This is a genomic window from Pseudomonas cichorii (assembly GCF_015471405.1).
GTDB classification, from domain to species: Bacteria; Pseudomonadota; Gammaproteobacteria; order Pseudomonadales; family Pseudomonadaceae; genus Aquipseudomonas; species Aquipseudomonas serbiensis.
On the sequence record NZ_BLVZ01000010.1, the window covers coordinates 223,885 to 250,583 of the forward strand.

The 26,699-nt window shown below is 58.5% G+C and carries 21 protein-coding genes and 4 tRNA genes; 11 read left to right on the plus strand and 14 right to left on the minus strand.

What is annotated here, in order from left to right; translation table 11 throughout:
- Nucleotides 1-38: 38 nt before the first annotated feature.
- Nucleotides 39-701: a response regulator gene (locus JL015_RS17615; protein ID WP_200999891.1), complete on the plus strand. Its 663-nt coding sequence runs from the start codon at nt 39-41 to the stop codon at nt 699-701.
- Nucleotides 702-703: 2 nt separating this feature from the next.
- Here the strand turns inward: JL015_RS17615 and JL015_RS17620 are convergent, their stop codons facing one another.
- The 3 genes from JL015_RS17620 to JL015_RS17630 form a co-directional block, all read right to left on the minus strand.
- Complete coding sequence (locus tag JL015_RS17620) at nt 704-2,974, minus strand: molybdopterin guanine dinucleotide-containing S/N-oxide reductase (RefSeq protein WP_201019366.1); 2,271 nt, start codon at nt 2,972-2,974, stop codon at nt 704-706.
- Between the two features lie 106 nt (nt 2,975-3,080).
- Nucleotides 3,081-4,004, minus strand: a complete 924-nt coding sequence (locus JL015_RS17625) for an ABC transporter substrate-binding protein (RefSeq protein ID WP_201019398.1) — start codon at nt 4,002-4,004, stop codon at nt 3,081-3,083.
- A gap of 232 nt (nt 4,005-4,236) precedes the next feature.
- The gene (locus tag JL015_RS17630) at nt 4,237-5,130 is read right to left on the minus strand and encodes a LysR family transcriptional regulator (RefSeq protein ID WP_200999893.1); all 894 of its coding nucleotides are present in this window, start codon (nt 5,128-5,130) and stop codon (nt 4,237-4,239) included.
- 150 nt (nt 5,131-5,280) lie between these two features.
- Here JL015_RS17630 and JL015_RS17635 point away from each other — a divergent pair, with 150 nt between their 5' ends.
- The 4 genes from JL015_RS17635 to JL015_RS17650 all read left to right on the plus strand — a co-directional run bounded on the left by JL015_RS17635 (nt 5,281) and on the right by JL015_RS17650 (nt 11,317).
- On the plus strand, nt 5,281-6,303 hold the full coding sequence (locus JL015_RS17635; protein ID WP_201019367.1) for an alpha/beta hydrolase: 1,023 nt from the start codon (nt 5,281-5,283) through the stop codon (nt 6,301-6,303).
- Nucleotides 6,304-6,367: 64 nt separating this feature from the next.
- Nucleotides 6,368-7,795 carry a mechanosensitive ion channel family protein gene (locus tag JL015_RS17640; protein ID WP_201019368.1) on the plus strand — a complete coding sequence of 476 codons (1,428 nt, stop codon included), beginning with the start codon at nt 6,368-6,370 and terminating at the stop codon, nt 7,793-7,795.
- 243 nt (nt 7,796-8,038) lie between these two features.
- On the plus strand, nt 8,039-8,443 hold the full coding sequence (locus JL015_RS17645) for a helix-turn-helix transcriptional regulator (protein WP_201000267.1): 405 nt from the start codon (nt 8,039-8,041) through the stop codon (nt 8,441-8,443).
- 99 nt (nt 8,444-8,542) lie between these two features.
- On the plus strand, nt 8,543-11,317 hold the full coding sequence (locus JL015_RS17650; RefSeq protein WP_201019369.1) for an ATP-binding protein: 2,775 nt from the start codon (nt 8,543-8,545) through the stop codon (nt 11,315-11,317).
- Here the strand turns inward: JL015_RS17650 and JL015_RS17655 are convergent.
- Together JL015_RS17655 and JL015_RS17660 are read right to left on the minus strand one after the other, a co-directional pair.
- Nucleotides 11,297-12,766, minus strand: coding sequence for an ATP-binding protein (locus JL015_RS17655; RefSeq protein WP_201019370.1), 1,470 nt, complete (start codon nt 12,764-12,766; stop codon nt 11,297-11,299). The genes JL015_RS17650 and JL015_RS17655 overlap by 21 nt on opposite strands.
- A 217-nt stretch (nt 12,767-12,983) precedes the next feature.
- Nucleotides 12,984-13,934 (minus strand): GlxA family transcriptional regulator, encoded by a 951-nt coding sequence (locus JL015_RS17660; RefSeq protein WP_201019371.1) that lies wholly within the window; start codon nt 13,932-13,934, stop codon nt 12,984-12,986.
- Nucleotides 13,935-14,144: 210 nt separating this feature from the next.
- On the opposite strand from JL015_RS17660, the gene JL015_RS17665 reads away from it, so the two are divergent.
- Nucleotides 14,145-14,867: a pirin family protein gene (locus JL015_RS17665; RefSeq protein WP_201019372.1), complete on the plus strand. Its 723-nt coding sequence runs from the start codon at nt 14,145-14,147 to the stop codon at nt 14,865-14,867.
- Nucleotides 14,868-14,979: 112 nt separating this feature from the next.
- On the opposite strand, the gene JL015_RS17670 is transcribed toward JL015_RS17665, so the two are convergent.
- The 4 genes from JL015_RS17670 to JL015_RS17685 form a co-directional block, all read right to left on the minus strand.
- Nucleotides 14,980-15,055 (minus strand) — tRNA-Gly (locus tag JL015_RS17670).
- Nucleotides 15,056-15,057: 2 nt separating this feature from the next.
- Nucleotides 15,058-15,133, minus strand: a tRNA-Glu gene (locus JL015_RS17675).
- Between the two features lie 104 nt (nt 15,134-15,237).
- Nucleotides 15,238-15,313 (minus strand) — tRNA-Gly (locus JL015_RS17680).
- A 4-nt stretch (nt 15,314-15,317) separates the two neighbouring features.
- Nucleotides 15,318-15,393: transfer RNA gene (locus JL015_RS17685), tRNA-Glu, on the minus strand.
- Nucleotides 15,394-15,677: 284 nt separating this feature from the next.
- Here JL015_RS17685 and JL015_RS17690 point away from each other — a divergent pair.
- Nucleotides 15,678-16,436, plus strand: coding sequence for a hypothetical protein (locus JL015_RS17690; protein ID WP_200999899.1), 759 nt, complete (start codon nt 15,678-15,680; stop codon nt 16,434-16,436).
- Nucleotides 16,437-16,487: 51 nt separating this feature from the next.
- Here JL015_RS17690 and JL015_RS17695 read toward each other — a convergent pair whose 3' ends face one another.
- Together JL015_RS17695 and JL015_RS17700 are read right to left on the minus strand one after the other, a co-directional pair.
- Nucleotides 16,488-16,970, minus strand: coding sequence for a GAF domain-containing protein (locus tag JL015_RS17695; RefSeq protein ID WP_201019373.1), 483 nt, complete (start codon nt 16,968-16,970; stop codon nt 16,488-16,490).
- Entirely contained in the window at nt 16,967-17,857 is an 891-nt protein-coding gene (locus JL015_RS17700) for an ATP-binding protein (protein ID WP_200999901.1), read from the minus strand. The genes JL015_RS17695 and JL015_RS17700 overlap by 4 nt, the downstream gene beginning before the upstream one ends.
- 86 nt (nt 17,858-17,943) lie before the next feature.
- Here JL015_RS17700 and JL015_RS17705 point away from each other — a divergent pair, with 86 nt between their 5' ends.
- Nucleotides 17,944-20,304 carry a hybrid sensor histidine kinase/response regulator gene (locus JL015_RS17705; protein ID WP_201019374.1) on the plus strand — a complete coding sequence of 787 codons (2,361 nt, stop codon included), beginning with the start codon at nt 17,944-17,946 and terminating at the stop codon, nt 20,302-20,304.
- On the opposite strand, the gene JL015_RS17710 is transcribed toward JL015_RS17705, so the two are convergent.
- Both JL015_RS17710 and msrB read right to left on the minus strand, forming a co-directional pair.
- The gene (locus tag JL015_RS17710) at nt 20,297-20,782 is read right to left on the minus strand and encodes a glutathione peroxidase (RefSeq protein ID WP_200999903.1); all 486 of its coding nucleotides are present in this window, start codon (nt 20,780-20,782) and stop codon (nt 20,297-20,299) included. The genes JL015_RS17705 and JL015_RS17710 overlap by 8 nt on opposite strands.
- Before the next feature lie 111 nt (nt 20,783-20,893).
- Nucleotides 20,894-21,289 carry a peptide-methionine (R)-S-oxide reductase MsrB gene (gene msrB, locus JL015_RS17715; protein ID WP_236123884.1) on the minus strand — a complete coding sequence of 132 codons (396 nt, stop codon included), beginning with the start codon at nt 21,287-21,289 and terminating at the stop codon, nt 20,894-20,896.
- A gap of 191 nt (nt 21,290-21,480) precedes the next feature.
- Between msrB and JL015_RS17720 the strand changes: the two genes are divergently transcribed.
- From JL015_RS17720 to JL015_RS17730, 3 genes are all read left to right on the plus strand, one after another.
- Complete coding sequence (locus JL015_RS17720; RefSeq protein WP_025261262.1) at nt 21,481-22,692, plus strand: pyridoxal phosphate-dependent aminotransferase; 1,212 nt, start codon at nt 21,481-21,483, stop codon at nt 22,690-22,692.
- Nucleotides 22,693-22,940: 248 nt separating this feature from the next.
- Entirely contained in the window at nt 22,941-23,828 is an 888-nt protein-coding gene (gene htpX, locus JL015_RS17725) for a protease HtpX (protein ID WP_025261263.1), read from the plus strand.
- A gap of 183 nt (nt 23,829-24,011) precedes the next feature.
- A complete protein-coding gene (locus JL015_RS17730) occupies nt 24,012-24,779 on the plus strand; it encodes a DODA-type extradiol aromatic ring-opening family dioxygenase (protein WP_201019375.1) in 768 nt (255 codons plus the stop codon).
- 72 nt (nt 24,780-24,851) lie between these two features.
- Here the strand turns inward: JL015_RS17730 and JL015_RS17735 are convergent, their stop codons facing one another.
- Nucleotides 24,852-26,555: a DEAD/DEAH box helicase gene (locus tag JL015_RS17735; protein ID WP_201019376.1), complete on the minus strand. Its 1,704-nt coding sequence runs from the start codon at nt 26,553-26,555 to the stop codon at nt 24,852-24,854.
- Between the last annotated feature and the right edge of the window lie 144 nt (nt 26,556-26,699).

The window sequence follows — 26,699 nt, forward strand, 5'->3', positions numbered from 1 at the left end:
GGCCGCTATTCACTTCCCATGCGACACAGGCCGTACATATGCCTTGCCGAATTCTGCTCGCCGATGACTACCCGTTGTTTCGGGCTGGTATACGAGCACTACTGGAAAAACAACACGAATACGAAATCGTCGGGGAGGCTGGCGATGGGGATAGCATCGTCCAGCTTGCTTGCCTGTTGTCGCCGGACATCATCCTGCTCGACATGTCCATGGAGCGATCATGCAGCGTCCATACACTGGAGGAGTTATCAGTCCATGCGCCCTGCAGCAAGGTGCTCATGCTATCGACACATACCGACTCAAGCTTCGTCATGAAATGCCTGCAACTGGGTGCCCAGGGCTATCTGCTCAAGAGCGCCAGCTTTCTGGAGCTGGAACTGGCCTTACAGGCGTTGCAGCATGGCGATCAATATCTGTCTTCGGAAGTCGTGCCGCTGGTGGTCAGCCAGGCCGTCAAGAAAAGCCTTACGCAGCCTTCGGGCAGCAGATCCGGAAACTTTTCACTGACTGAACGCCAACTGGAAATCCTGCGCCTGATCGCCCGTGGCGAATCGACTCGTTCCATCGCACTGGGCCTGGGCCTGAGCGTCAAGACAGTCGAGGCCCATCGCTCTCAGGTCATGCATCGTCTGGGGATTCACGATATCGCCAGCCTGGTGTTGTTTGCCGTGCGTGAGGGGATCATTCAGGTCAACGATTAGCCTCACGTCAGCAGTGGCGGCTCAAAGGCCGTCACTTGCGGCAACGCCTGATCCCACCTGACGACCTCCACCGACGCGGTTTGTGCCGAGCAACCCTGAGACAAGCGTGAAGCCCCCACATCGAGGGTAATCACGTTCGGGTTGCCATGTTTCTCAAGGCTGCCCTTCTGGCCATGGACCAGTGGATCGAACCAGGCTCCGGTGGCGATCTGCACGACGCCGGGGCGAATGTCATCCGAGACAATCACCCCGGCCAGAAAAGCCCCTCGCTCGTTGAAAACCTTGACCACATCGCCATCGACAATGCCTCGGGCCTGCGCGTCGATGCGATTGAGGGTCAAGGGCTCACGCTCGTGGATCTTTGAAGCGCGGCTATAGGCACCGTGGTCGTACTGACTGTGCAAACGGGTTCGCGGCTGGTTGGAGAGCAGGTGCAAGGGAAACGTGGCCGCTGGCTTGTCCAGCCAGACCGGATGCCCCGGACAGTCCGCGTAACCGAACCCGGCAATGCGCTCGGAGAAGATTTCGATACGCCCTGAAGGCGTGGGCAAAGGGTTGGCCTGCGGGTCGTCGCGGAAGGGCTTGAGCAGGATCATGTCGGTTTCGGGGTACTGCACCTCGAACAGGCCCTCGCGCCAGAACCGATCATAGTCCGGCAACTGCACGCCGAAGGTTTCGGCCCGCTCGCGAGACTGTTCATAGATATAACGCAGCCAGGCAGACGCATCACGCCCCTCAGTGAAGGTATCGGCAAAGCCCAGACGCTGTGCCAGGTCGGCGAAGATCGAATAGTCGTCGCGGGCGTCACCCACTGGCTCGATGGCTTGCTGCATGGCGATCATGAAACGGTCGGAAGCCGAACTGCCGATGTCATTGCGCTCCAGCGCCGTAGTCGCAGGCAGGACGATATCGGCGTACCTGGCCTGGGCGGTCCAGTACTGCTCGTGAACAATGATGGTTTCCGGGCGCTGCCAGGCATCCAGCAGACGGTTGAGGTCCTGGTGATGATGAAAGATATTGCCGCCGGCCCAGTACACCAGCCGAATGTCGGGATAGTGCCGTTGCTGGCCGTTGTAATCGAAAGGCGCACCGGGATTGAGCAGCATGTCGGCGACACGTGCCACCGGGATGAAATCCTTGACCGGGTTGCTGCCCTGCTCGAAACGCGGCCCGGAAAATGCCTTGCGGCCGCTGCCCGTATTGTTCATGCAGCCATAACCCAGCCCAAAACCGCCACCCGGCAAACCGATCTGTCCCAGCAGTGCGGCCAGGGTCACGGTCATCCAGAACGGTTGTTCGCCATGGATCGAACGCTGCAAGGAATAGGCGACATTGATCATGGTCCGCTTGCTGGCCATGCGTTGTGCCAGCTCGATGATCTGGCGGGCCGGGATTCCAGTCAGTTGCTCGGCCCATTGCGGGTCCTTTGGCTGTCCGTCGACATGGCCCAGCAGATAGTCACGAAAGCGCTCATAGCCGACGGTATAACGCTGCACAAAGGCTTCGTCATGCAGCCCTTGGGTGATCAGGATCCAGGACAACGCCATCATCAACGCCGTATCGCTGCCGGGACGAATCGCCAGCCATTCATTCCTTTCAGGGCCGACCAAGTCATCGCGCAACGGGCTGACATTGACGAACTCCACACCCGCTTTCGACATCGACTGCAAAGCCTCACTCAGCAAGTGATCGCTGGCGCCACCGGGGCTTGTCTGGGCGTTCTTGGCAGGCAGGCCACCGAAGGCCACGAACAACTCGCAGTGCTCGGCCAGGTTTTCCCAGGAGGTGTGCGCCGCCAGCAGCCAGTCCATATTACCGACGATATGCGGCATCAACACTCGTCCTGCACCAAGGCTGTAACTGTCGGTGCTGAATACATAACCGCCCAGGCAGTTGAGGAAGCGATGCAACTGACTCTGGGCATGATGAAAACGCCCCGCGCTGCCCCAGCCGTAACTGCCACCGAAGATTGCCTGGTTGCCATGCTCGCCCCTGATGCGCTTCAGCTCTCGGGCGACCAGATCCAGTGCAACGTCCCAGGACACTTCAACAAAAGGCTCCTGCCCTCGCAGGTCGGGCCGACCACCTTGCTCGTGAAGAAAACTGCGGCGCACGGCGGGACGCTTGATACGGGTCGGCGATGCGATGGCACCTGCTACCGAATCCCCTATGGGCGAAGGGTCCTTGTCCCACTCTGCGGGCACCAGCGCCTCAAGCTTTCCGTCCACAACCTGTGGACGGTAGACGCCCCAGTGCAATGAAGTGAAAGTCATGGTGAAGGGCTCCTGAGGGGGGGTGGGGTTTTGGCGTGGAGCTTTCGCGAATGAATTCGCTCCTTGGGTGCAGGAGCGAATTCATTCGCGAAAAGAAGCAGATGAATCAACGTGAAACCTGCTCCTGCAATTTAAGCGCCGAATTGAACGATTCATCAAACACGCTGGCCGCAGGATAGCTTTTGGTCAACCCGGCGCTGTTGAAAAAATCGATGGTCTGCTGCGCGCCTGCAATCACTTCAGGTGTAATCGGTACGACGACTATCTGCGAGCGGGAGAACCAGCGCCGGGCCACCTCCGCATCGGCCCGGGTCAGGCTCGACCAGGCGTTGGCGTAGGTTTCGCTGTTCTTCGGATCACGCACCGACCAGTCGCGGGCCGCTTGCAGACGCTGAAGGAAATCGTTGATCTGGGCGCGCTTGTTCTTGATAGCCTTGTCGTTGGCAACAATGAAACTCTGCGCGGGAATCAGCCCCTTGGCCGTGATGATGATCCTGGCACCCTGACGTTCCTGCTGGGTGACATAGGGCTCCCAGGTCGCGATGGCATCCACCGAACCACCGTCCAGGGCATGGGAGGAGTCCAGCGCACTGAGGTAACGATACTCCACGGCATCACGGGGCACGCCCGCCTTGTCCAGCGCAGTAAGCATCAATTGCTGGCTGAACGAGCCTTTCCAGATCGCCACTTTCTTGCCCGCCAGATCCGCAACGCTCTTGATGGAGGAGTCCTTGCGCACCACGATGGCCACGCCATCCAGATTCTGCCGCGAAACACCGATGACCTTGATCGGCGCGCCCAGAGCGCCCATGAACAAGGCGGGCGAATCGCCCAGCAAACCGACATCCAGGCTGCCGACGTTCAGGGCTTCGGCCACGGGCGAACCAGCGGTGAATTGCTTCCACTCCAGCTCATAAGGCAGATCATCGAGTACACCCGCGGCCTCCATCACGGTACGGGCGCTGTAACTCTGGTCGCCGACCACCAGATCGGCGGCATGGACGGCAGTCAAGGAAGCCGCAAGCGTCATGAACAGACCGGACAGAACGCTTTTCTTCCATCGGGCGAGGGTGTTGTCGGGCACGTGCAATCTCCACTGGATCAGAATGAAGCCTGGGTCCGCATGCACGGTCACCGACTTTTTGATAACGATTTCAACGTTTGAAAGGTATTTTTAGAACCTTATCACTCTGAAAATCATTATCTAAATTCATTTTCGATCTAGCCTAATATGCAAACGACTCAGTTACCGCCCTCTCGGTTCAAAGCATGTCATTGAGTTCCAGCCGTTCGCGCAGGAACTCGATCAGGGCCTGAACCGGCCTTGAAGCCTGACGATGCTGCGGATAAACCGCCGACAGCGTCAGAGGCTCGGGACGCAGATCGTCCAGCACCCTGACCAGACTTCCGCTGCTCAGCGCGGCCCCCACAATGAAGGTCGGCAAGTAGGTGATGCCCAACCCGGCAATCGCTGCATCGCGCAGCAACTCGCCGTTATTGGTGCGCATGCGCCCGCTGACATTCAGGCTCACGGGTTTGCCACTGCTCTGGAAACGCCACTGCACCTGACGGTTATGGCCGTAGGGCAAACAATCATGGGCATGCAGGTCTTCCGGTCTTTCCGGGCGACCCCGCTCGGCCAGGTAAACAGGGCTTGCGCAGTAAACCCTGTCGATCGTGGCGATACGCCGGGCAATCAGGCTGGAGTCTTCCAGCACGCCAATGCGCAGCACCAGGTCATAGCCCTCGCTGAGCAGATCCACCGGGCGATCACTCAGGTCTACTTCCACCGCCACATCCCGATAGCGCTGCAAGAACAACGGCAGCAGACAACCCAGATGCGCCACGGCAAACGACAGTGGCGCACTCAGACGCAAGGTGCCACGCGGTTCGCTGTTCTGCCCAGAAATACCCTGCTCGACCTGCTCCACTTCACTCAGCAGGCGCAAGGCTGACTCGTAATAACTCTGCCCCAGCGGGGTGACATCCAGACGCCGGGTCGAGCGATTGAGCAAGCGCACGCCCAGCCGCTCCTCCAGTTGCATCAAGCGGCGGCTGACGAACTGTTTGGACAGGCCCAGTTTGTCGGAGGCCGCCGTGAAACTGCCCGACTCCATGACCTGGCAAAAAATACGCATATCTTCAAAAGGGTTCATTGTCACAACCTGGTTGACAGTTAAACGCTTTATAGCCGCTTTTTCGCCTTTCGGCACCCTATTAATCTGTGTCCATGGTGCAGCCGAGGCCCGAAGCCAGGACTGCCCTCACCCGCTAACCACTTTCGTTTTCTCAAAAGGACTGACCCCATGAACACTCTGCAAAAAGCCCTGACCACCACCCTGCTCGCCCTGTCCGTCAACAACGCCTTTGCCGCTGGCAGCCCAGGCGTAGAGCACAACACTCAGGCCTTTCTCGAAGCACTGGCCGCTGGCGGTGGCAAGCCACTTGAGCAACTGAGCCCCAAGGACGCCCGTGCAGTGCTGACCGGCGCGCAGGCCTCGGTCAAGGTGGATCTGTCGGGCGTGGAGGTCAGCGAGCGTTCCATTGATGCCAACGGTCAGAAGATCACCCTCAAGATCGTCCGCCCTGCCAAGCTCAAGGGTGACCTGCCGGTGTTCATGTTCTTCCACGGCGGCGGCTGGGTGTTGGGCGACTTCCAGACTCACCAGCGACTGATCCGCGATCTGGTGGTGGGCTCCGGTGCGGTAGCCGTGTATGTGGATTACACGCCGTCACCTGAGGCGCAATACCCGACGGCAATCAACCAGGCCTATGCCGCAACCCGCTGGGTGGCCGAGCATGGCAAGCAGATCGGTGTCGATGGCAGCCGTCTGGCGGTGGCGGGCAATAGTGTAGGCGGCAACATGGCAGCCGTCGTTGCGCTGATGGCCAAGGAACAGCAAACCCCGGCGCTGCGATTCCAGTTGCTGCTGTGGCCGGTGACCGATGCAAACTTCGATAACGGCTCCTACCAGCAATTTGCCGAAGGTCATTTCCTGACCAAAGGCATGATGAAGTGGTTCTGGGACAACTACACCACCGATGCCGGCCAGCGTGCCCGGATCCATGCCTCGCCCCTGCAAGCCAGCAGCGAACAATTGCGTGGCCTGCCTGCGGCACTGGTCCAGACCGCCGAGTTCGACGTGCTGCGTGACGAAGGCGAAGCCTATGCCCGCAAGCTGGATGCGGCAGGCGTGCCGGTTACGGCAGTGCGCTACAACGGGATGATCCATGACTTCGGCCTGCTCAACCCGCTGAACCAGGTGCCTGAAGTCCGCGCCGCGATGCGCCAGGCAGCTAACGAGCTGAAAGCCCACCTCGGCAACTGATCAGCCACCCGCCACAACCTGCCCGACCGGGCAGGTTCCAGCCTGTCATGCCCGGAGTCGCATCATGTCTGTTCTGCTGAGCCATCCCTTGCTGTGGAGTGCCCTGTTGCTGCTGGCCGATGTGTCGATCTGGCATCTGTCGCCCATCCAGCTACGAGTGATTCGGGTCGGCATTCGCCTGGGTCTGTTCCTGGCCTTCAGTACGCTCATCATCAATGCCGGTATCAGCCCGTTGCTGGCCCCGTCCTGGCCGGATGACAGCGTGCTGCAACTGGGTGCCACGGCACTGGCCATTCTCTGGTGGGTGTATGCCGCCCGTGTCTTGACCGTGCTGATCGGCCTGGCCTTGATGCACCGCATCGGTCATAGCGGACGCCTTCTTCAGGACGTGATAGGCGCGCTGGTGTTTCTGATTGCAGTGGTTGCGGCGGCCGGTTATGTGCTGGAACTCCCCGTCAAAGGGCTTCTGGCAACCTCGGGCGCCGTGGCAATCATTGTCGGTCTGGCACTGCAAAGCACCTTGAGCGATGTGTTTTCCGGGATCGTGCTCAACACCACCAAACCCTATCAGGTCGATGACTGGGTCGCGATCGACGGTATCGAAGGCAAGGTGACCGATATCGACTGGCGCGCCACACACCTGCTGACCGGCGCCGGCAGCACTGCCGTCGTGCCCAACTCCGTAGCGGCCAAGGCCAAGATCGTCAACCTGAGCAGGCCGACTCACATGCACGGTGTCTCGATCAGCATTCAGGTCCCCAACCATATCCGCCCACGCCGTGTGCTTGACGCACTGGATCGCACCTTGCAGGGCAGCAGCAGCCTGTTGCTTTCGCCAGCCCCGAAAGCTGTGCTCAAGGAAGCCGGCGAAAACATGTCCGAGTATGTGGCCAGCGGCTTTATCGCGGACCTGGGCAAGAAAGGCGAAGTGCGCAATCAACTCTTCGACCTTGCGCATCGCCACCTGGAAGCCGCAGGCATCGCTCGCCAGCCAGACGGCAGCAGCGAACCGACTTCCCGTGCCCGGACCCTGCTCGAAGAGGTGAAAGTCTTCCGTTCCTTGAGTGGATCGGAGCGGGACCGACTGGCACAGAACATGACGGCGCAGCAGTACTCGGCCGGTCAGGTGGTGCTGGATCTCAATGAGGTTGCCGATTGCCTGTTCGTCATCGCCACGGGAGTGGTCAGTGCCTCGGTCCCCGACGGCAACGAACGGATCGAAGCAGGCCGCATGGGGCCGAGCGAAGTCATGGGCGAGCAAAGCATTCTCGCCGATACGCCTTCCGAAGCCTGCTTCACGGCCATGACCTCCAGCATCATTTATCGCATCGACAAGAACGTCGCACGGGCCTGCATGGAGCAATCCGGCCAGGTCAATAACGCGCTGCACAAATTGCAGGCGGTCCGGCAGAAGAACAGCCATTCGGCGCTGCTGGCAAGGCCGGCCCAGATCAAGAAAGGCGGCTTTCTCGGCTGGCTGAAAACTCGCTGAGAAAACACTGAAAACCGCAGGCCAGAGCACTGCGAAAAAGCAAATGGCGACTGATCGTCGCCTGCGAAATTAACAACGATTAACTCGTCAGCCCTGTTCCTGCACTCAAGAATGGCGCTCTCTGCGCAGACTTTTGCCCATCGAAAGGTGCTGACAACACAGCCAACCCATCCGCACCCTACCGCGATAATGGACATTGCCATGACCCACGCTCCGCAATACCCCTGCCCGACATGCAAACGCATGGAAGGCATCGAGAAGCAGACAGCAGTCAGCGGTGGCCTTACTCCCTGGCGCGAGCGCCTGGCCAAACAGTTGATCCTTGAGAGGCTGGGCGAAAATATCGAAGTCGCCGAACTGGCTCGCGCCTGTGCCTTGTCCAGGAGCTACTTCTCCCGGGCATTCAAATGCAGCACCGGCCTGTCCCCTCAGGGATGGATCCGCTGCCAGCGCATCGCCCGCGCCAAATGCCTGATCCAGCACACTGAAATGACCCTGACGCAGATAAGCCAGGAGTGCGGATTCTGTGACCAGTCGCACTTCTCGCATATATTTTCCCGCGCCGAGGGCATCAATCCCTTTACATGGCGTGGCCATGCGCTAAAGAAAACACATCACACCGAGCATTTTGTCGCATCTGAATTCTGAAATAAGAGCTAGATTGAAAGTCGCATCACGAGCAAGCTCGGGGGCGCATTTATCTGCCCGAAAAACAGCAGCCGGAGGCGACATAACAGGAATGAACCCTTGACCCTTCTCACCGAACTGGCTGTGCATTTCGGCCCTTATCGGATCTACCCTCAACAACGTCTGGTGCTGGACGCCGACCGTCCCGTGCGGCTGGGTAGCCGCGCCATGGATATTCTGTTGATCCTGATCGAGAACGCCGGGGATATGGTCAGCAAGCAACAGCTCATGGCTCATGTCTGGCCAAGAAGCGTTGTTGAGGACGGCAACCTGCGCGTACACATGGCTGCCTTGCGCAAAGCGCTGGGCGATGGACAGTCCGGGCAGCGCTATATTGTTACAGTTGCGCAACGTGGTTACAGCTTTGTCGCTCCCATCACCCTGCAACGGGTCGAACACAGGCCAAACGCCAATATGAATACCTCGACCAGCCATAATCTGCCCACTCGTCAATCGCGTATTCTGGGACGTAATGCATTGGTCAACAGGCTGGCGAGCCAACTGCAACAACACCGTTTCATTTCACTGACCGGCCCCGGTGGCATCGGCAAGACCACGGTCGCATTGCGGGTCGCGGAACAACTGATAGGCCATTACCGCGATGGCATTCGCCTGATGGATCTGGCCCCCATTACCGACCCGGCAATGATCACGACTCATCTGGCCATGCTGCTCGATATCGCAGCGCACGATGACGAGCCGATGAACCGTATCGGCGCGTTCCTGCGAGATCGACAGATGCTGCTGGTGATCGACAATTGCGAACATATGGTCGATGCCATTGCCTTGCTGAGCGAAGGCATTCTGCTCAATGCGCCCGATGTGCATATTCTGATCACCAGCCGCGAGAGCCTGCAGATCGATGGCGAGTTCGTGGAGCGCCTGGAGCCTCTGGACTGCCCGCCCGCTGCGGGAAAAAGCCTTGCCGAAGCCATGAGTTTTGCTGCCCTGCAATTGTTCGTCGAGCGCGCGACGGCCAACCAGGAACACTTTGAACTGACTGAAGCCAACCTGCAGCTGGCCATTGAAATATGCCAGCGGCTCGATGGCATTCCGTTGGCTATCGAGCTGGCAGCCGCTCAGGTGGGCAACCTGGGCTTCAGTAATCTGCTTGAACATCTGCAAGCCAGCTTCCTCCTGCATGGCCAAAACCATCAGGGTGCATTGGCTCGCCATCAGACCTTGCGCGCCACACTGGACTGGAGCTTCCAGATGTTGAGCACCAGCGAGCAGATCTGCCTGCAACGCCTGAGCCTGTTCAAGGGCCGCTTCAGCCTGGAGTCAGCCATGGCAGTGGTGACCGATCCAGAGATTACAGCGCCTGAAGTCTTTGCCACCCTGCCCCAACTGGTCACCAAGTCCTTGCTCAATGTCGAGTTCGTGGACGAAGACGTGCTCTATTACCTGCTCGATACCACCCGCAGTTATGCCCTGGAAAAACTGCGCCACAGCGAACAACTGCCGGCCATACGCGAACGCCATGCCCAACGCTGCCTGGCCATCATGCAGCAGGCTCATAGTGACTGGGAGCAAATCCCCACTCATAAATGGACCGAGCGCTATATCCACAGCCTGGAAGACATCAGGGCTGCGCTGGATTGGGGGCTCGATAACTGGCATGCGCAGAAGCTGGTCATCGAACTGATCGCATACTGCACACCGCTCTGGCAGGAGCTTTCGCTGCTCAAGGAACATGGCTTTTATGTACGCAAGGCTTTGAAGCTGCTGGAAGCAGATCCATTTCCATCACCGAAACTGCTGATCTCTCTCAAGCTGGCACTGGGCAGCGTTTCCTATCACACGCACAGCAACATATCCGAAACGATGGATGCCTTCGTGACAGCCCAGGCACTGGCCGAACAGACTCATGATGTGGCAGGTCAGTTGCGGGCAATCTCCGGGCAAATGACCGTCAATCTGTGTCAGGGTCAGTACAAGGAAGCCCTTGAAAAAAACCGGCAGTTCAATCGACTGGGCATGCGCACCGACCTCATCACCTGCCTGAGCACCCATCGTTTACGGGTATTGGCGCTGCATTTTTCAGGCGATCAGACTCTGGCGCGACAGAATGCCGACCGGGTCATTCAGCGCCTGGCACAAAGCGGGCATCTCAATCGATTCACCTATGGTTTCGGCGTGCAGTACGACCAGAGCGTTGCGGCCCTGACCATACAGGCGCGTATTCTCTGGCTGCAAGGTCGCCCCGAACTGGCCTGGCAGACAGCCCGGCAGGCGCTGGAGATTGCCTTGCAGATCAACCACGGAACCTCGATCTGCCACACCCTCTCCCTCGCCGGTTGCGCCATCGCGCTCTACAACGGCAATACCGAGACAGCCAGCGAATTATTGAAACTGCTGCGCGAACAGTCACAACGGCACTCGGCGCTGCTGTTCTATGACTGGGGGCAACACTATGCGCAGTTGATGGCATCTCCCGACACCGATATCAACTTTACGGACAGTGACGGGATTATCAGGGACATCATGCTCACCCTGCGCCAGGGGCAGATCGATGATGCCTTGTTCGAGCGGGCGCAAAGCGGAGCTGCCGGCTGGTGTACATCGGAAATCCTGCGGGCCAGGGCCGACAGCCTGCCGCCTCAAGAGGCAGACGAGGCCGAAGCCATACTGCATAAAGCGTTGAAGGTGGCGAAAAAACAGGGAGCACTCGCCTGGGAACTGCGCAGCGCAACATCACTGGCGCGGCTCAAGCAGCGTCAGGGACATGAACGGCAGGCGTACGACGTGCTGGAGGCTGTCCATGCGCGGTTCACCGAAGGTTTTGCAACACCGGACCTGATCGCTGCCCGGCGACTACTCGACCAGTTGCAGTGACGGAGTGTACGTCTCACAGACACGCCCATGAGCGAGATGTCTCGCAAAACGTGCTTCATATACTCGCCCATGACCGCTGTGTTGCAGTTTTTCCAGAGCATAGAAGCGAGTGGTATGCAGGAAGCCATACCGTAACGTGCCGGTGTTTTGGGTTACCGACAGCAGCGATTTGTCTACCAATTGCTCCACAGCCTTGCACACGCAATCGGCACTCAACGAGGTACAGGCGATCACCTCAATGGCGGCCGCCAGCGTGAATGCCGATGTAAAGACCGCAAGGCGCTGAAACACGACTTGCTCATGAAGACTCAGGCGCTCGAAACTCCAGTCCAGCGAGGCCTTGAAGGTCTGATGCCGGGTGACGGCGGTGCGTCGGCCAAAGGTCAGCAACTGAAAGAAATTGTCCAGTTGCGCCTGCAAACCCGATAGCCCGAAGACGTCGACTCGCGCAGCCGCCAGTTCGATTGCCAAGGGAATGCCATCGAGCCGTCGACAGATATCGCCCACCACCGCGACATCCTGCTCGCGCAAGACAAAACCTTGCTGACATGCCTGGGCTCGACGAACAAATAGCTGCATGGCGGAATAGGCCATGGCGTCATGTGTACCGGCTGGCGCAAGGGCCAGCCCAGGCAAGCGCAACACTGACTCGCCTTCGGCATGCAGCGGTTGGCGACTGGTCACCAGAATCGACAGATGGGTACAGGCCGGCAACAAGGACTCGGCCCAACGTCGGCCGCTTTCGGGCTGATGTTCACAACCATCGAATATCAACAACGCACGACGTCCGGCCAAGGTATCGACCAGACCATCCAGAGACAACTGCCGGGCAAGCCCCAGCGCCGTCACCAATTGATCGGCCACCTGCTGCGGGCCATCCAGCGCAGAAAAATCGATCATCCAGACACCGTCCGGATAATGCCTGAGGAGTGATTCGGCGACCCGGCAGGCCACGGTTGTCTTGCCGATACCTCCAGGCCCGACCAGCGTCATGAAACGCCGGCCTGGCAACTGACGCACGATCTTGCCCACGACCTCGTCACGGCCAATGACCGGCGTCAGACGTGCTGGCAGATTATGCCGTGACGCAGGGGGCTCGCTGCACGGTTCGACATGCTGAACGCTGGCCACGAAGCAATAACCTCGCTGGGGAACCGTCTGGATGTAGAGCTGACCGTTACGCCCATCCCCCAAGGCACGCCGAAGGGCTGCAACCTGTACACGCAGGTTGATGTCTTCGACGATAGAATTGGGCCAGACCTGGGCCATCAGGCTCTTTTGGCTGACGATGCTACCCGCGTGCGCGATCAGCACCTGAAGAATATCGAGCGCCCTGCCCCCCACACGCAACGCCGTATCGCCCTTCATCACAAGGCGTTGACGCACATGAAACACATAGGGACCGAAGCCCAGCACCGAATCGTTGTGAATGTTCTTGAGGCTGTCCATATCCATTCATGCGCCGATAAACCCGGCTCTCCGGACCACCGCACGACCTTTGTAAAGGATTGGCGTTTATCTTGGCAGGCAGGAGCGTCGGGACAACCGGCACGGGAGACGTGATACGGTCATTGCGGTGCGCAATACGGACAATGGGGAGTGGAATCAGCCGTTGAAGCGCTCGTTGGGCTCGGAGGGAGCCGGGGCTATGCAGCCCCGCACAGTCCTAGCTGAATTGCTCACGATACTGGGCTGGCGTCAGCCCGATCCTGCCGCTGAATAAAAACCGCATGTGTCGCACGCTGCCGAAGCCGCTTTTATACGCCACGGTCTTGAGCGGCAGGTCCGTGGTTTCCAGCAGGTTCCTCGCGTGATCGATACGGGCGTTTTGCAGGAAGTCCATGGGCGTCATCCCGACTTCACGAGCAAAGGTGCGGGCAAAGTGTCGGGCACTCATGTTGGCCAATCCTGCCATGCGCTCGATGCTGAAGGCCTCGTCCAGATGCTCCAGCACATAGTTCTGCACACGAGTGATGGCGGTTTCCTGAAGGGCGACGGCAGTCATCAAGGGGCTGAACTGTGCCTGGCCGCCTTGGCGCTTCATTAATACCAGCAGCACTTTGGACACATCCTGAGCGACCTTCTTGCCATGGTCCTGAGCCACAACCGCGAGAGCGAGGTCGATACCGGCAGTGACGCCACCCGACGTCATGAGGTTGCGGTCCCGGATGTAGATCTGATCGGTTTCCACCTGCGCCTTGGGGAAACGCTTGATGAGCCGGTCCGTGTAATGCCAGTGGGTAGTGACGCGGTGCCCGTCGAGCAGCCCGGCATCTCCCAGAATGAAGGCCCCGGTACAGATGGAGCCATAGCAAGAAGAACGGGGCGCAACCTCATTCAACCAGTTCAATAAAGGCTGGTGCCTTTCGTTGTAAGCACCCGGCCCTCCGGGTATCAACAGAAGGTCGTAATCCTCGATGGCCTGATCCATATGCCGGTCGGCCACGATGTTTACGCCGCTGGACGCACGAAGAGCGCCCTGCTCGGTCCCTATGGTCGATATCTGATAGTGCTTATCGGGATGCAGGTAGCGATTGGCAATGGAAAAAACCTCGATAGGCCCAGCCATGTCGAGCAAGAGAAAGTCCGGGAATAGAACCATCGCCACAGTTTTCATAAGTTGTGCATCACTTGAATAAGGTGGGAAGACAGACTGCGCATTATGACGAAGATGAGCCAGCTCTGCTGCACGCCCTTGACTGTCAACCAGAACAGGACAGTCATTCGTTTTTCAGCTACTTATTACGCACTTCGATAACCAGTAACCTCTATCTCACTTGGTCGATACCTGAATGTGCAGCGTCGACATCTGGATGGAGAAAGAATCATGCTGACTCTTCGCAAAGCTTCCGAACGTGGCGCAGCCAACCATGGCTGGCTGAAATCGTTTCATACCTTCTCGTTTGCCAACTACTACAACCCGCTGGAACAAGGGTTTTCCGATCTGTTGGTGATCAACGATGACCGTGTTGCAGCAGGCAAAGGCTTCGGCCAACACCCCCACCGCGACATGGAGATTTTCTCCTATGTGCTCGAAGGTGCTCTGGAACACAAGGACACACTGGGAACCGGTTCGGTCATCCGCCCTGGCGATGTGCAATTGATGAGTGCTGGCAGTGGCGTCGCTCACAGCGAGTTCAACCACTCCAAAAGCGAACAGGTTCATTTCCTGCAGATCTGGATTGTGCCGAATGTGGCGGGTGCTGAACCGAACTATCAGCAAGAGCATTTCAGCCCTGAACAGAAACGCGGCCGCTTGCAGTTGATCATTTCCCCCGAAGGAAACGACGGCTCGTTGAAAGTTCGTCAGGATGCCCGGGTCTATGCCGGTCTGTTCGATGGAGATGAAACGGCCAGCCTCAAACTTGCAGCCGACCGTCATGCCTACGTGCATGTAGCCCGCGGCAGTGTTGTGCTCAATGGCGAACGGCTTGGAGAAGGAGATGGTGTGCGTCTGCGCAACGAACAACTGATTCAGTTGAGTGAAGGCGTCGATGCCGAAGTACTGGTCTTCGATTTGCGCCCGAACGAGCGGCCACAGATGCCTTGAAGGCTTTCTTATATATAGAAGGAAAAAACGTGCCCCCTGATGACTGGGGGGCACACAAAGGGAAAAGGCAAAAACAAAAACGCCGCTCAATGAGCGGCGTTTTCGTAGAATATGGAGCGGGAAACGAGACTCGAACTCGCGACCCCGACCTTGGCAAGGTCGTGCTCTACCAACTGAGCTATTCCCGCAATGGCGTCCCCTAGGGGACTCGAACCCCTGTTACCGCCGTGAAAGGGCGGTGTCCTAGGCCACTAGACGAAGGGGACACACTACCCGGAACACATGGTGTGTGTTCCAGTGTCCAGATCCGCATCCGAAGACTTGGTTCTGGTTTCACTCAACCTCGCCCTAAAGCAAGATTGTATAAAACTGGAGCGGGAAACGAGACTCGAACTCGCGACCCCGACCTTGGCAAGGTCGTGCTCTACCAACTGAGCTATTCCCGCAATATGGCGTCCCCTAGGGGACTCGAACCCCTGTTACCGCCGTGAAAGGGCGGTGTCCTAGGCCACTAGACGAAGGGGACACACGTGCAACATTCACTACTTATTGCGCTTCGCTGTGTGCTTTACGCTGTAAGTGGCGCGCATTCTATGGATGGTTTGGCAGGTCGTCAACCCCATTCTGAAAATTTATTTAAATCAACGACTTCGCCCCTCTTTAAGGTGAAGACCGTTGGCCGGAAAACCCTTGTCTAAAGAGAACATTTAGTTGCAATGTCCGACGGAGGCATCTATGCGCAATAGTGCTTAGCCACTACACTCGCACAATATTTACGGAAAAAATGAGGTTTGCGCAGTGACACCACTCATGATCACGCTGATGGTAGTAGCTGGTATCGCGCTGCTTATAGCGATTGGCTACCTGAACCATGTCGCTGAAAACAGCAAACTGGACAAGGCTCGCGCAAAGGTAGAACTCAGCGACCGACTGCGGCGTTGCAGTGAAATCAGCGAAACCTTCCCTGGCCAGCTAATGTCGCCAGCCCTCAAGTTGTTGCTGACCCGTCTTGAGCTCAATGTCGTGCAGCGCATGCTTGCGCTGGAAAAAAGCAACACGCAGCTCAAGACCCGCGTCACCGAACTGGAAGAACTGGTAGCCCAAGGCGACCGCATTCAGGTTACCAATCAGGTCAGCCCGATCCAGACCGAAGCCAAGGCCAAGGACATTCGCTTTCTATTGGAAGCGCTTCATGGCCAGGTCACTCGCGCCGCCCATGACGGCTTTCTGCCGACCAGCGAAGCCAAACACTGGATTCGTGAAATCCGCGTCATCCTGGTGAACCTGCATATCGAGTTCTTCAATAACCTGGGCCAGCTTGCACTCTCTCAAGAGCAGCCGGGTCAGGCCCGCCTGGCATTCGAGCGCGGCGTGCAATACCTGCGCAACCAGCCGGACCCTGTGACCTATCAACAACAGTTGCAGGCCATGGAAAAACAACTGGCCCGCGCCAACTCCATGGTGCTGACCAATACTGCGCCTACCGATGACGATGACAACGCCCTGACTGAAGGCCTGAAGGCCGACGAAGTCGAATCGGAATGGAAGAAGAAGGTTATCTACGATTGATAACCGCACCGCCGTTGCGCTGCACTGCGCAACGGCGGAAAGGCTCCCGACTCAACAGTCGGTGGACGCCAGAAAGATAGCCGCCATACGCTCGATCCCCTTCTGATCCTCCTCCTTGAATCGCCCCAGCTTCGGGCTATCCAGATCCAGCACACCTATCAGGCGCCCTTCCTTTATCAACGGGATGACCAGTTCACTGTTCGAGGCACTGTCGCAAGCGATGTGCCCGGCAAATGCATGAACATCTTCAACCCGCTGGGTTTGCCGACTTTGTGCCGCAGCACCGCACACACCACGCCCGAATGGAATCCGCACGCAGGCAACCTTGCCCTGGAACGGCCCGAGCACCAGCTCTTCGTTGCGATTCAGATAAAAGCCGGCCCAGTTCAGATCCGTTATCTGGGTATGGAGAAACGCAGAAAACTGCGCGGCATTGGCAATGAAATCACGCTCATCGGCCAACAATGCCTGTAACTGTGCGGCGAGCAGGTCATAACCTTCCTGGCCTGCACCCACACCCTGCAAATCGATCATGCCTGTTGCTCCAACAATTTCAGGCCTACCCAGTAACGCGCAAACTGATAGGCACAACGACCATTACGATTACCCCGCCCTGTCGCCCAACGGACAGCAGCCTTGTCCAGCTCTTCATCACGCTGCCAGGTCAGACCGGCACTCTGTGCCAACTGGCTAATCCAGTGCTCCACCACATTCAGGAAGTGCTCCTGGGTGAACGGATAAAAAGACAGCCACAGGCCAAAGCGATCCGATAACGCGATCTTGTCCTCGACCGCCTCGCTGGGATGCAGTTCGCCATCCACATGCTTCCAGTTTTCGTTATCGCTCTCCTTCTCGGGCACCAGATGGCGGCGGTTGGAGGTTGCATACAGAAGCACGTTGTCCGGCGCCTGCTCCAGCGAGCCATCGAGCACGCTCTTGAGTACGCGATAATCACCCTCGCCCGACTCGAAAGAGAGGTCATCGCAAAACAGCACGAAACGCTGCGGCAGTTTCTGCAAGTGCTCGACCAGACGCGGCAGGTCACCCAGATGATCGCGCTCGATTTCGATCAGACGCAAGCCTGCCCCGGCATACTCGGCCAGCAAGGCGCGAATCAACGAAGACTTGCCAGTGCCACGCGAACCCCACAGCAGCGCATGGTTGGCAGGCAGGCCATCGATGAACTGGCGAGTATTGCGCCCCAGTTGATCACGTTGCAGATCGACCCCGATCAGATCGGACAGGCGCATGGTCAGGCTGACTTCAAGCGGCAACAGATAACCGCTGCGCCCCTCGCGCACCCAACGCGCCGCCAGGGTCGCGGACCAGTCGACAGGCTCGCGAACGGCAGGCAACAAGGGCTCAAGACGAGCCAGCACGGCATCGGCGCGCTCCAGAAAAGCCATCAACCGAGAATCCACGAAACCTCCTTATATTTAACTGATTAACGACAATGCATGATCGGCTATGCTAGCCCCGCACCGGGTACCAGAAGCGACTGAACTCCATGGATATATCGTTCACTAACAGGCTGTCGTTCAAGCAGGCCCGGATGGCCGTATTGATCGGTTTCATTCTTGGAACCTTGCTCAGCCTGTTCCAGATTGCCCTCGATTATGCCAGCGAAGATGCCTCCATCGATCGTGAAATTGGCTCTTTGATGGAAATCAGCCACAACCCGGCTTCACGCATGGCGTACAACATCGACGCCGAACTGGCCCAGGAGCTGACTCTCGGCCTGCTGCACTCCCCGGCCGTGGTCAGCGCCCGGCTGACCGATAACAACAATATGGTGCTCTCCAGCGTCGAACGCCCCATGGCGAGCGGGCGCTACCGGATGCTCAGTGACTGGCTGTTCGGCGAAAGCCGGCATTTCGAGGAAGTCCTGCACCTGGACCATATGCCCAGCGAGGTGATCGGGACCCTGAGCCTGACCGTCGATACCTTTGCCTTCGGCAGCCACTTCCTGCAACGGGCAGAGATCACCCTGCTCAACGGCTTCGTCCGCAGCCTCGTACTGGCGGGAATTCTGACCATGCTGTTCTACGCGACCCTGACCAAGCCGCTGGTCAATCTGATCCGCGACTTGAGCCGTCACGATCCGCGCAGCCCGATCCAGAAGAAAATGGCCTGCCCGCCCAATCATGAAAACGATGAAATCGGCGTGCTGGTCAAGACATTCAACCTGCATATCGAAACCATGAGTACCGAGTTCGCCAGACGCCGAGAGGCCGAGGATCGACTCACCAATCACTTGAACGAACTGGAAAACATCGTTTCGGCACGCACCAACGAACTCAAGGCCAGCAACATTCGCCTCAGCCAGTCCAACGAAGAATTGCAGATCGCCCGCAGCACCGCACTGGACATGGCCCACGCCCGCTCGGCCTTCCTGGCGCACATGAGCCACGAGATCCGCACGCCGCTCAACGGACTGCTGGGAATGCTGGCCCTGTCACTGGATGGCCCGCTCAGCGCCGAGCAACGCCAGCAACTGATGATTGCCCACGACTCGGGCAAGGTGCTGGTCGAACTGCTCAACGATATTCTCGACATGTCCAAGTTCAACGCCGGGCACCTGGAAATCGAGCACATCCCTTTCGATCTGGGCACACTGGTCGAAGACACCGCCAACCTGCTCTCGCAGAACGCTGCACCCAGCGTGGAGCTGACCTGCCTGATCGCCCCGGACTTCCCCCCGCTGGTGATCGGCGACCCTACACGGGTCAGGCAGATCGTCAGCAACCTGCTCTCCAACGCCCTCAAGTTCACTCGTTTCGGGCGCGTGGATGTGCGTCTTTCCTGCGCGCCGGACCCTGAAACTCGTGAAAACCGGGTGCGGATCGAAGTACGCGACACTGGCATTGGCATCGCCAAGGAAGCTCAGGAACGGATCTTCCAGCCTTTCACCCAGGCCGAAACCGCAATCACCCGGCAATTTGGCGGCACCGGGCTTGGGCTGGCCCTGACTTACAACTTGTGCGAGGCCATGAACGGCAAGCTGAGTATCCAGTCGCAGTCAGGCTTCGGCAGCCTGTTCTGTGCCGAGCTACCGTTGCCGGTCCACCTGACAGCCGTCATGCCGCCAGCGCTCAAGGGGCGCGTGACGGTGATCAGCATGGCGGGCAGCGGCCTGGTGGAACTGCTTGGCACCCTGCTGCCCACCTGGGGAGTCGACTTCACCCGCCGGGGCATCGACGATCAAACCTGCGAGCTGGAACTCGACCCGCATACCGACCTGGTGATTACCGATTGCCCGGAATGCCTGTTCGCGATACGTCCGGCCACACAGGTGCCCATTCTGCTGGTCACCGCCTATGGCAACTTCATGCCCGTCGAGCAGGTCAGCGCCCTGGCGCCCTTGCAGCAGCAGGCTCGACCGCTGGCCCGCAATGCGCTCTACAACACCTTGCGACGCGCCCTGCATATGGAGGAATCGGGGGTAAACGATACATCTCCCGAAGAACTGGCGACCCAGCGCCCGGCACGAATCCTGTTGGTGGAAGACAACCCGGTCAATCAACTGGTCGCCAAGGGCATGCTCAGCAAACTGGGCTGCGAAGTGATTGTCAGTGCCCATGGAGCAGAGGCCATCGAGCAACTGGAGCACAGTTACTTCGATCTGGTCCTGATGGACTGCAACATGCCAGTCATGGACGGTTACGAGGCCAGCCGCCAGATCCGCAGCAGCGGGCGCTGGCCCGACCTGCCTATTGTCGCCCTGACCGCCAACGCCATGCCCGAAGAGCGTGAACGTTGCAGGGCAGCGGGCATGAACGACTATCTGGCCAAGCCGTTTCGCCGAGCGGAACTGGTCAGCATGCTGGACCAGTGGATTCCGCTCGTGCAGGACAACCGGGCTATTTGAGCAGGGCTTCGATCTCGCCGGTCAACTCTTCGGGCTTGGTCAGCGGGGCAAAGCGCTTGACCAGTTTCCCCTCCCTGTCGACCAGGAACTTGGTGAAGTTCCACTTGATACGCTCCGAACCCAGAAGGCCCGGCGCTTTCTTCTTCAACTGCACGAACAGCGGATGAGCCTGACTGCCGTTGACGTCGATCTTTTTGAACAAGGGGAAGCTGACACCGTAATTCAGCTCGCAGAATTCGGAGATAGCCCCTTCATTGCCCGGCTCCTGCTTGCCGAACTGGTTGCAGGGAAAGCCCAGCACCACCAGCCCGCGGTCGCGATACTGCTGCCAGAGTTCCTCAAGCCCCTTGTATTGCGGGGTGAAACCACACTTGCTTGCCGTATTGACCACCAGCACCGCTTTACCCGCGAAATCGGCCAGGGTCTTCTGCTCACCCTTGATCGTGGTGCAAGGAATGCTCAACAGGTTTTCGCTCATGACGATGCCTCACAAAAATGAATGATGACGTTAGCCTGCAATCGAATGACGCGCGCATTCAATTTCCCCTGTTGATAGAGGTCGATAAGCCAGACAACGAACATGACAGGGCTACGCCCGTGGCACCAGATCCAGGCACACCGAATTGATGCAATAACGCAGGCCCGTCGGTGGCGGGCCATCGGGGAATACATGCCCCAGATGGGCATCGCATTTCGCGCACACCACCTCGGTACGAATCATCCCGTGGCTGATATCGCGTACTTCTACCACCGCACTGCCTTCTATCGGCGCATGGAAACTCGGCCAGCCACAGCCGGAATCGAACTTGGTGGCAGAATCGAACAACGCCTCGTCACAACACACACAATGGTAGACGCCCGGGGTCTTCGTGCCGTTGTACTTGCCCGTAAAAGGTCGTTCGGTCGCTTTCAGGCGACAGACGTTGTACTGCTCTGGATCGAGCATTTGCTTCCACTCTTCAAGCGTCTTGTGCAACTTGTCCACAGGTACACCTCCGAATCCGAAAAAGCCCGATCTGTGTCTTTTCCACTGATCGGGTGGCACGTATGATTGCGCCTCATCAGATGTCAGTCTGTCACCCGCGTTTGTCGCATACAAACCCATTTTCATCGGGTCATGTCCAGCGACCTTCGTTGCAAGCAAGCAACAACTCGTCCATTTTCGGGATCAATCACATGCAGTTCAGCAAATCGAACAAGCTCGCAAACGTCTGCTATGACATTCGCGGGCCAGTGCTCAAGCACGCCAAACGCCTGGAAGAGGAAGGTCATCGCATCCTCAAGCTGAATATCGGCAACCCGGCACCGTTTGGTTTCGAGGCGCCGGACGAAATCCTCCAGGACGTGATCCGCAATCTGCCGACAGCCCAGGGCTACAGTGACTCCAAGGGCCTGTTCAGCGCTCGCAAGGCCGTGATGCAGTATTACCAGCAGAAACAGGTCGACGGCATCGGCATCGAGGACATCTACCTGGGCAACGGCGTCTCCGAACTGATCGTGATGTCGATGCAGGCGCTGCTCAACAATGGCGACGAAGTCCTGATCCCGGCCCCGGATTACCCACTGTGGACCGCTGCCGTCAGCCTGGCAGGCGGCAACCCGGTGCATTACCTGTGCGATGAGCAGGCCAACTGGTGGCCTGACCTGCAAGACATCAAGGCCAAGATCACGCCGAACACCAAGGCCATGGTCATCATCAACCCGAACAACCCGACCGGCGCCGTGTATTCCAAGGAAGTACTCCTGGGGATGCTGGAGCTGGCTCGCCAGCACAATCTGGTGGTGTTCTCGGACGAGATCTACGACAAGATCCTCTACGACGAAGCTGTACACATCAGCACCGCATCGCTGGCACCGGACCTGCTGTGCCTGACCTTCAACGGCCTGTCCAAGTCTTACCGCGTTGCGGGCTTCCGTTCCGGCTGGGTCGCAATTTCCGGCCCCAAGCACAATGCCCAGAGCTACATCGAAGGCATCGACATCCTGGCCAACATGCGACTGTGCGCCAACGTACCGAGCCAGCACGCCATTCAAACGGCACTGGGCGGCTACCAGAGCATCAACGACCTGGTTCTGCCGCAAGGACGCCTGCTGGAACAACGCAACCGCACCTGGGAGCTGCTCAACGACATTCCCGGCGTAAGCTGCGTCAAACCCATGGGCGCGCTGTACGCCTTCCCGCGTATCGACCCGAAGGTCTGCCCTATCCATAACGACGAAAAATTCGTCCTCGACCTGCTGCTGTCGGAAAAGCTGCTGGTGGTACAGGGCACCGCATTCAACTGGCCATGGCCTGACCACTTCCGCGTGGTGACGCTGCCACGTGTCGACGACCTTGAACAGGCCATCGGACGCATCGGTAACTTCGTCAAGGGCTACAAGCAGTAAGCCACCTGACCTCCTGCCCCGAACCCGATTCGGGGCAGTTCCTGCAATATCTCCCCGCCCCCGCCGTCCCTCAATCCTCCAACAAAACGCCCGCAGCATTGGCTCAGGTGCCATTCAGGTTGGGAGGATTAACATCGAATACGACAAAACGACACAGTTTGAAATAGTCCCCCTGTTGAATAGCAGCGGGCATCACCTTATATACCCGGCATCACGTTGCATTTATTCCCGAGGAGAACGTTTCGACCATGATGCGCATTTTGCTGTTTTTGGCCACTAACCTTGCGGTCGTGCTGATTGCCAGCATCACCTTGAGCCTTTTTGGCTTCAATGGGTTCATGGCGGCCAACGGGGTTGATCTCAACCTCAATCAGCTGCTGGTCTTCTGCGCCGTGTTCGGTTTCGCCGGCTCTCTGTTCTCGCTGCTCATCTCCAAATGGTCGGCAAAAATGAGCACCGGCACGCAGATCATTACCCAGCCTCGCACTCGCCATGAGCAATGGTTGCTGCAGACCGTTGAACAACTGTCCAGGGAAGCGGGCATCAAAATGCCGGAAGTCGGTATTTTTCCTGCCTACGAGGCCAATGCCTTCGCCACAGGCTGGAACAAGAACGACGCGCTGGTTGCGGTCAGCCAGGGTTTGCTGGAGCGTTTTTCGCCCGATGAAGTAAAAGCCGTGCTGGCTCACGAAATCGGTCACGTAGCCAATGGCGACATGGTGACGCTGGCTCTGGTGCAGGGCGTTGTGAACACCTTCGTGATGTTCTTTGCGAGGATCATCGGCAACTTCGTCGACAAGGTGATCTTCAAGACTGAAAACGGCCAGGGTATCGCCTACTACATCACCACGATCTTTGCCGAACTGGTACTGGGCTTCCTGGCCAGCGCCATCGTGATGTGGTTCTCGCGCAAGCGCGAATACCGGGCTGACGAAGCCGGTGCCCGACTGGCTGGCACCAGCGCAATGATTGGCGCGCTGCAACGCCTGCGCTCCGAGCAGGGCGTACCGGTCAATATGCCTAGCACCATGAGCGCTTTCGGTATCAATGGCGGCCTGAAACACGGTCTGGCTGGCCTGTTCATGAGCCACCCGCCACTGGAAGAACGTATCGAGGCGCTGCGTCGTCGCGGTTGATCCAGAGCTGCAATCCAGAAAGGGCGACGCGAGTCGCCCTTTTTTGTGCCTGCCTTGCAGGCCTCTAATTGCCGCACCGCCAACACTTCAGAAATTTCGATCAGAACGCCTAAGAACTTATATTGGATTCCGATCAATGCCCTGCCCCAAGATAGGCGCATCTCAAAGACTCAGGACTTCATCATGTTCCCCAGCCTGTTTATCTCCCACGGTTCTCCCATGCTGGCGCTTGAACCCGGCGAGAGCGGCCCGGCGCTGACCCGTCTGGCGAGCGAAATGCCCAGACCCAGGGCCATCGTGATTGTTTCAGCGCACTGGGAAAGCAACGAACTGATCGTCAACGGCAATCCGCAACCGGAAACCTGGCATGACTTCGGTGGCTTCCCGGCCGCTCTGTTCGCTGTTCAGTACCCGGCCAAAGGTTTGCCGACACTGACCGCCGAGCTGGTCGAGCTGCTGGCTGCAAGCGGTCTGCCAGCCCGCACAGACAGCCGCCGCCCCTTTGACCATGGTGTATGGGTACCGCTGTCGTTGATGTATCCGCAAGCCGATATCCCGATAGTGCAGATTTCGCTGCCAAGCCGCCAAGGCCCCGCCTTGCAGACCCGTGTCGGCCAGGCGATCGCCAGCTTGCGCGAACAAGGCGTGCTGATCATAGGCTCCGGCAGCATTACCCATAACCTGCGCGAGCTGGACTGGAATGCCGGCCCGGAAAGCATCGAGCCCTGGGCAAAAGAGTTTCGTGACTGGATGACCGAACGACTGGAAAGCAACGACGAGCCGGCACTGCACAACTACCGCACACTCGCGCCACATGCAGTACGCAACCATCCGAGCGATGAGCACCTGTTACCGCTGTATTTCGCAAGCGGGGCTGGCGGCAGATTCAGCATTGCCTATAAGGGCTTCACCATGGGAGCACTGGGTATGGATATCTACCGGTTTGACTGACTGAATCCAGGGCAAAAAAAATCCCCGAACCAGTCGGGGATTTTTTCATCTGACGATCAACTCAGGTGTCGATCAGTCTTCGCGATAGCGACGCAGCTTCAACTGCTTGCCAGCAACGCGGGTGTCCTTGAGCTTGGTCAGCAGACGCTCAAGGCCATCTTCCGGCAGCTCGACCAGGCTGAAGCTGTCACGAACCTGGATACGGCCGATCGCTTCGCGGGCCAGGCCGCCTTCGTTGAGGATTGCACCCAGCAGGTTCTTGGCAGCAATACCATCACGCGCGCCCAGCGCGGTACGGCAACGAGCACGGCCTTCGGCAAGAGGCAACGGAGCACGACGCTCGCGCTCAGGACGATCACCACGGTCGCTACGCTCACCACGATCAGCACGCGGCGCGTTGTTCGGCACCAGTGGACGCTCACGCTCGATGGCGGACAGCGTCAGAGCCTGACCGTTGGTAGCCTTGCGCAGCAGGGCAGCGGCCAGAGCACGTGGCGTGCAGCCGATGTCGGCAGTCAGGCGATCCAGCAGGTCACCGTGGCTGGCTTCTGCATCAGCCACCAACGGCGACAGGCTGTTGGTCAGTTTCTTGATGCGGGCATCCAGAACTGCCTGGGAATCCGGCAGGCGGACTTCCACGACTTTCTGGCCAGTCACACGCTCGATCACTTGCAGCATGCGGCGCTCACGTGGAGTCACCAGCAGCAGCGCACGACCTTCGCGACCGGCACGGCCGGTACGGCCGATACGGTGAACGTAGGACTCAGGATCGTAAGGCATGTCCACGTTGAACACGTGAGTGATACGCGGAACGTCGAGACCACGGGCAGCAACGTCGGTCGCCACAACGATGTCCAGACGGCCATCCTTGAGGGAATCGATAACGCGCTCACGCTGGTTCTGGGCGATGTCGCCGTTCAGCGCAGCGGCCTTGTAGCCTTTGGCTTCCAGAGCGCTGGCCAGATCCAGGGTCGCCTGCTTGGTGCGGACGAACATGATCAGGGCGTCGAAGTCCTCGACTTCCAGCAGGCTCAGTACGGCAGAGGTCTTCTGGTCAGCGTGAACCAGCAGGTGAGCCTGCTCGATCGCGGTAACGGTCTGGGTCTTGGTCTGGATCTTGACGTGCTTCGGATCGCGCAGATGGCGTTCGGCGATGGCACGGATCGACTGCGGCAGGGTAGCCGAGAACAGAACGGTCTGGCGGCTTTCAGGCATGGCCTTGAAGATGACTTCCAGGTCGTCCATGAAGCCCAGCTTCAGCATTTCGTCCGCTTCGTCGAGAACCAGATGGTTCACGGTAGCGAGGACTTTTTCATCACGACGCAGGTGATCGCACAGACGACCTGGAGTGGCGACAACGATCTGCGCGCCATTGCGGATAGCCTTGAGCTGCGGGCCCATTGGCGCACCGCCGTATACGGCAACAACAGTCACGCCCGGCATCTGCTTGGCGTAGGTTTCAAACGCGGTGGCGACTTGCAGTGCCAGCTCGCGGGTCGGAGCAAGGATCAGGGCTTGCGGCTCACGCTTGCTCGGATCGATACGATGCAGGATAGGCAGGGCGAACGCGGCGGTTTTACCGGTACCGGTCTGCGCCTGGCCGATCATGTCGTGGCCGGCAAGAATAATCGGGATGGATTGCTGCTGAATGGCCGAAGGCTCTTCGTAGCCGGTCGCGATGACGGCTGCAACAATACTCGGATGAAGGTCGAGAGCGGCGAAGCCGCCGATTTCCTGGGTCATGGGTCTGCCTCTGGTGCATCCGCAAAGACCCATGCTTCAAAGCTGCGCGTGCCGTGTACGACCTTGAGGTCACCCTGGCTGCTTTGTCGGCGGGGATTTGCGAAAACGTTTGATGAATGGATCGTCAAGAATAGTCCTAAACGGACAAGCTACCGAAGCAGGCTTCGGAAAACTGCA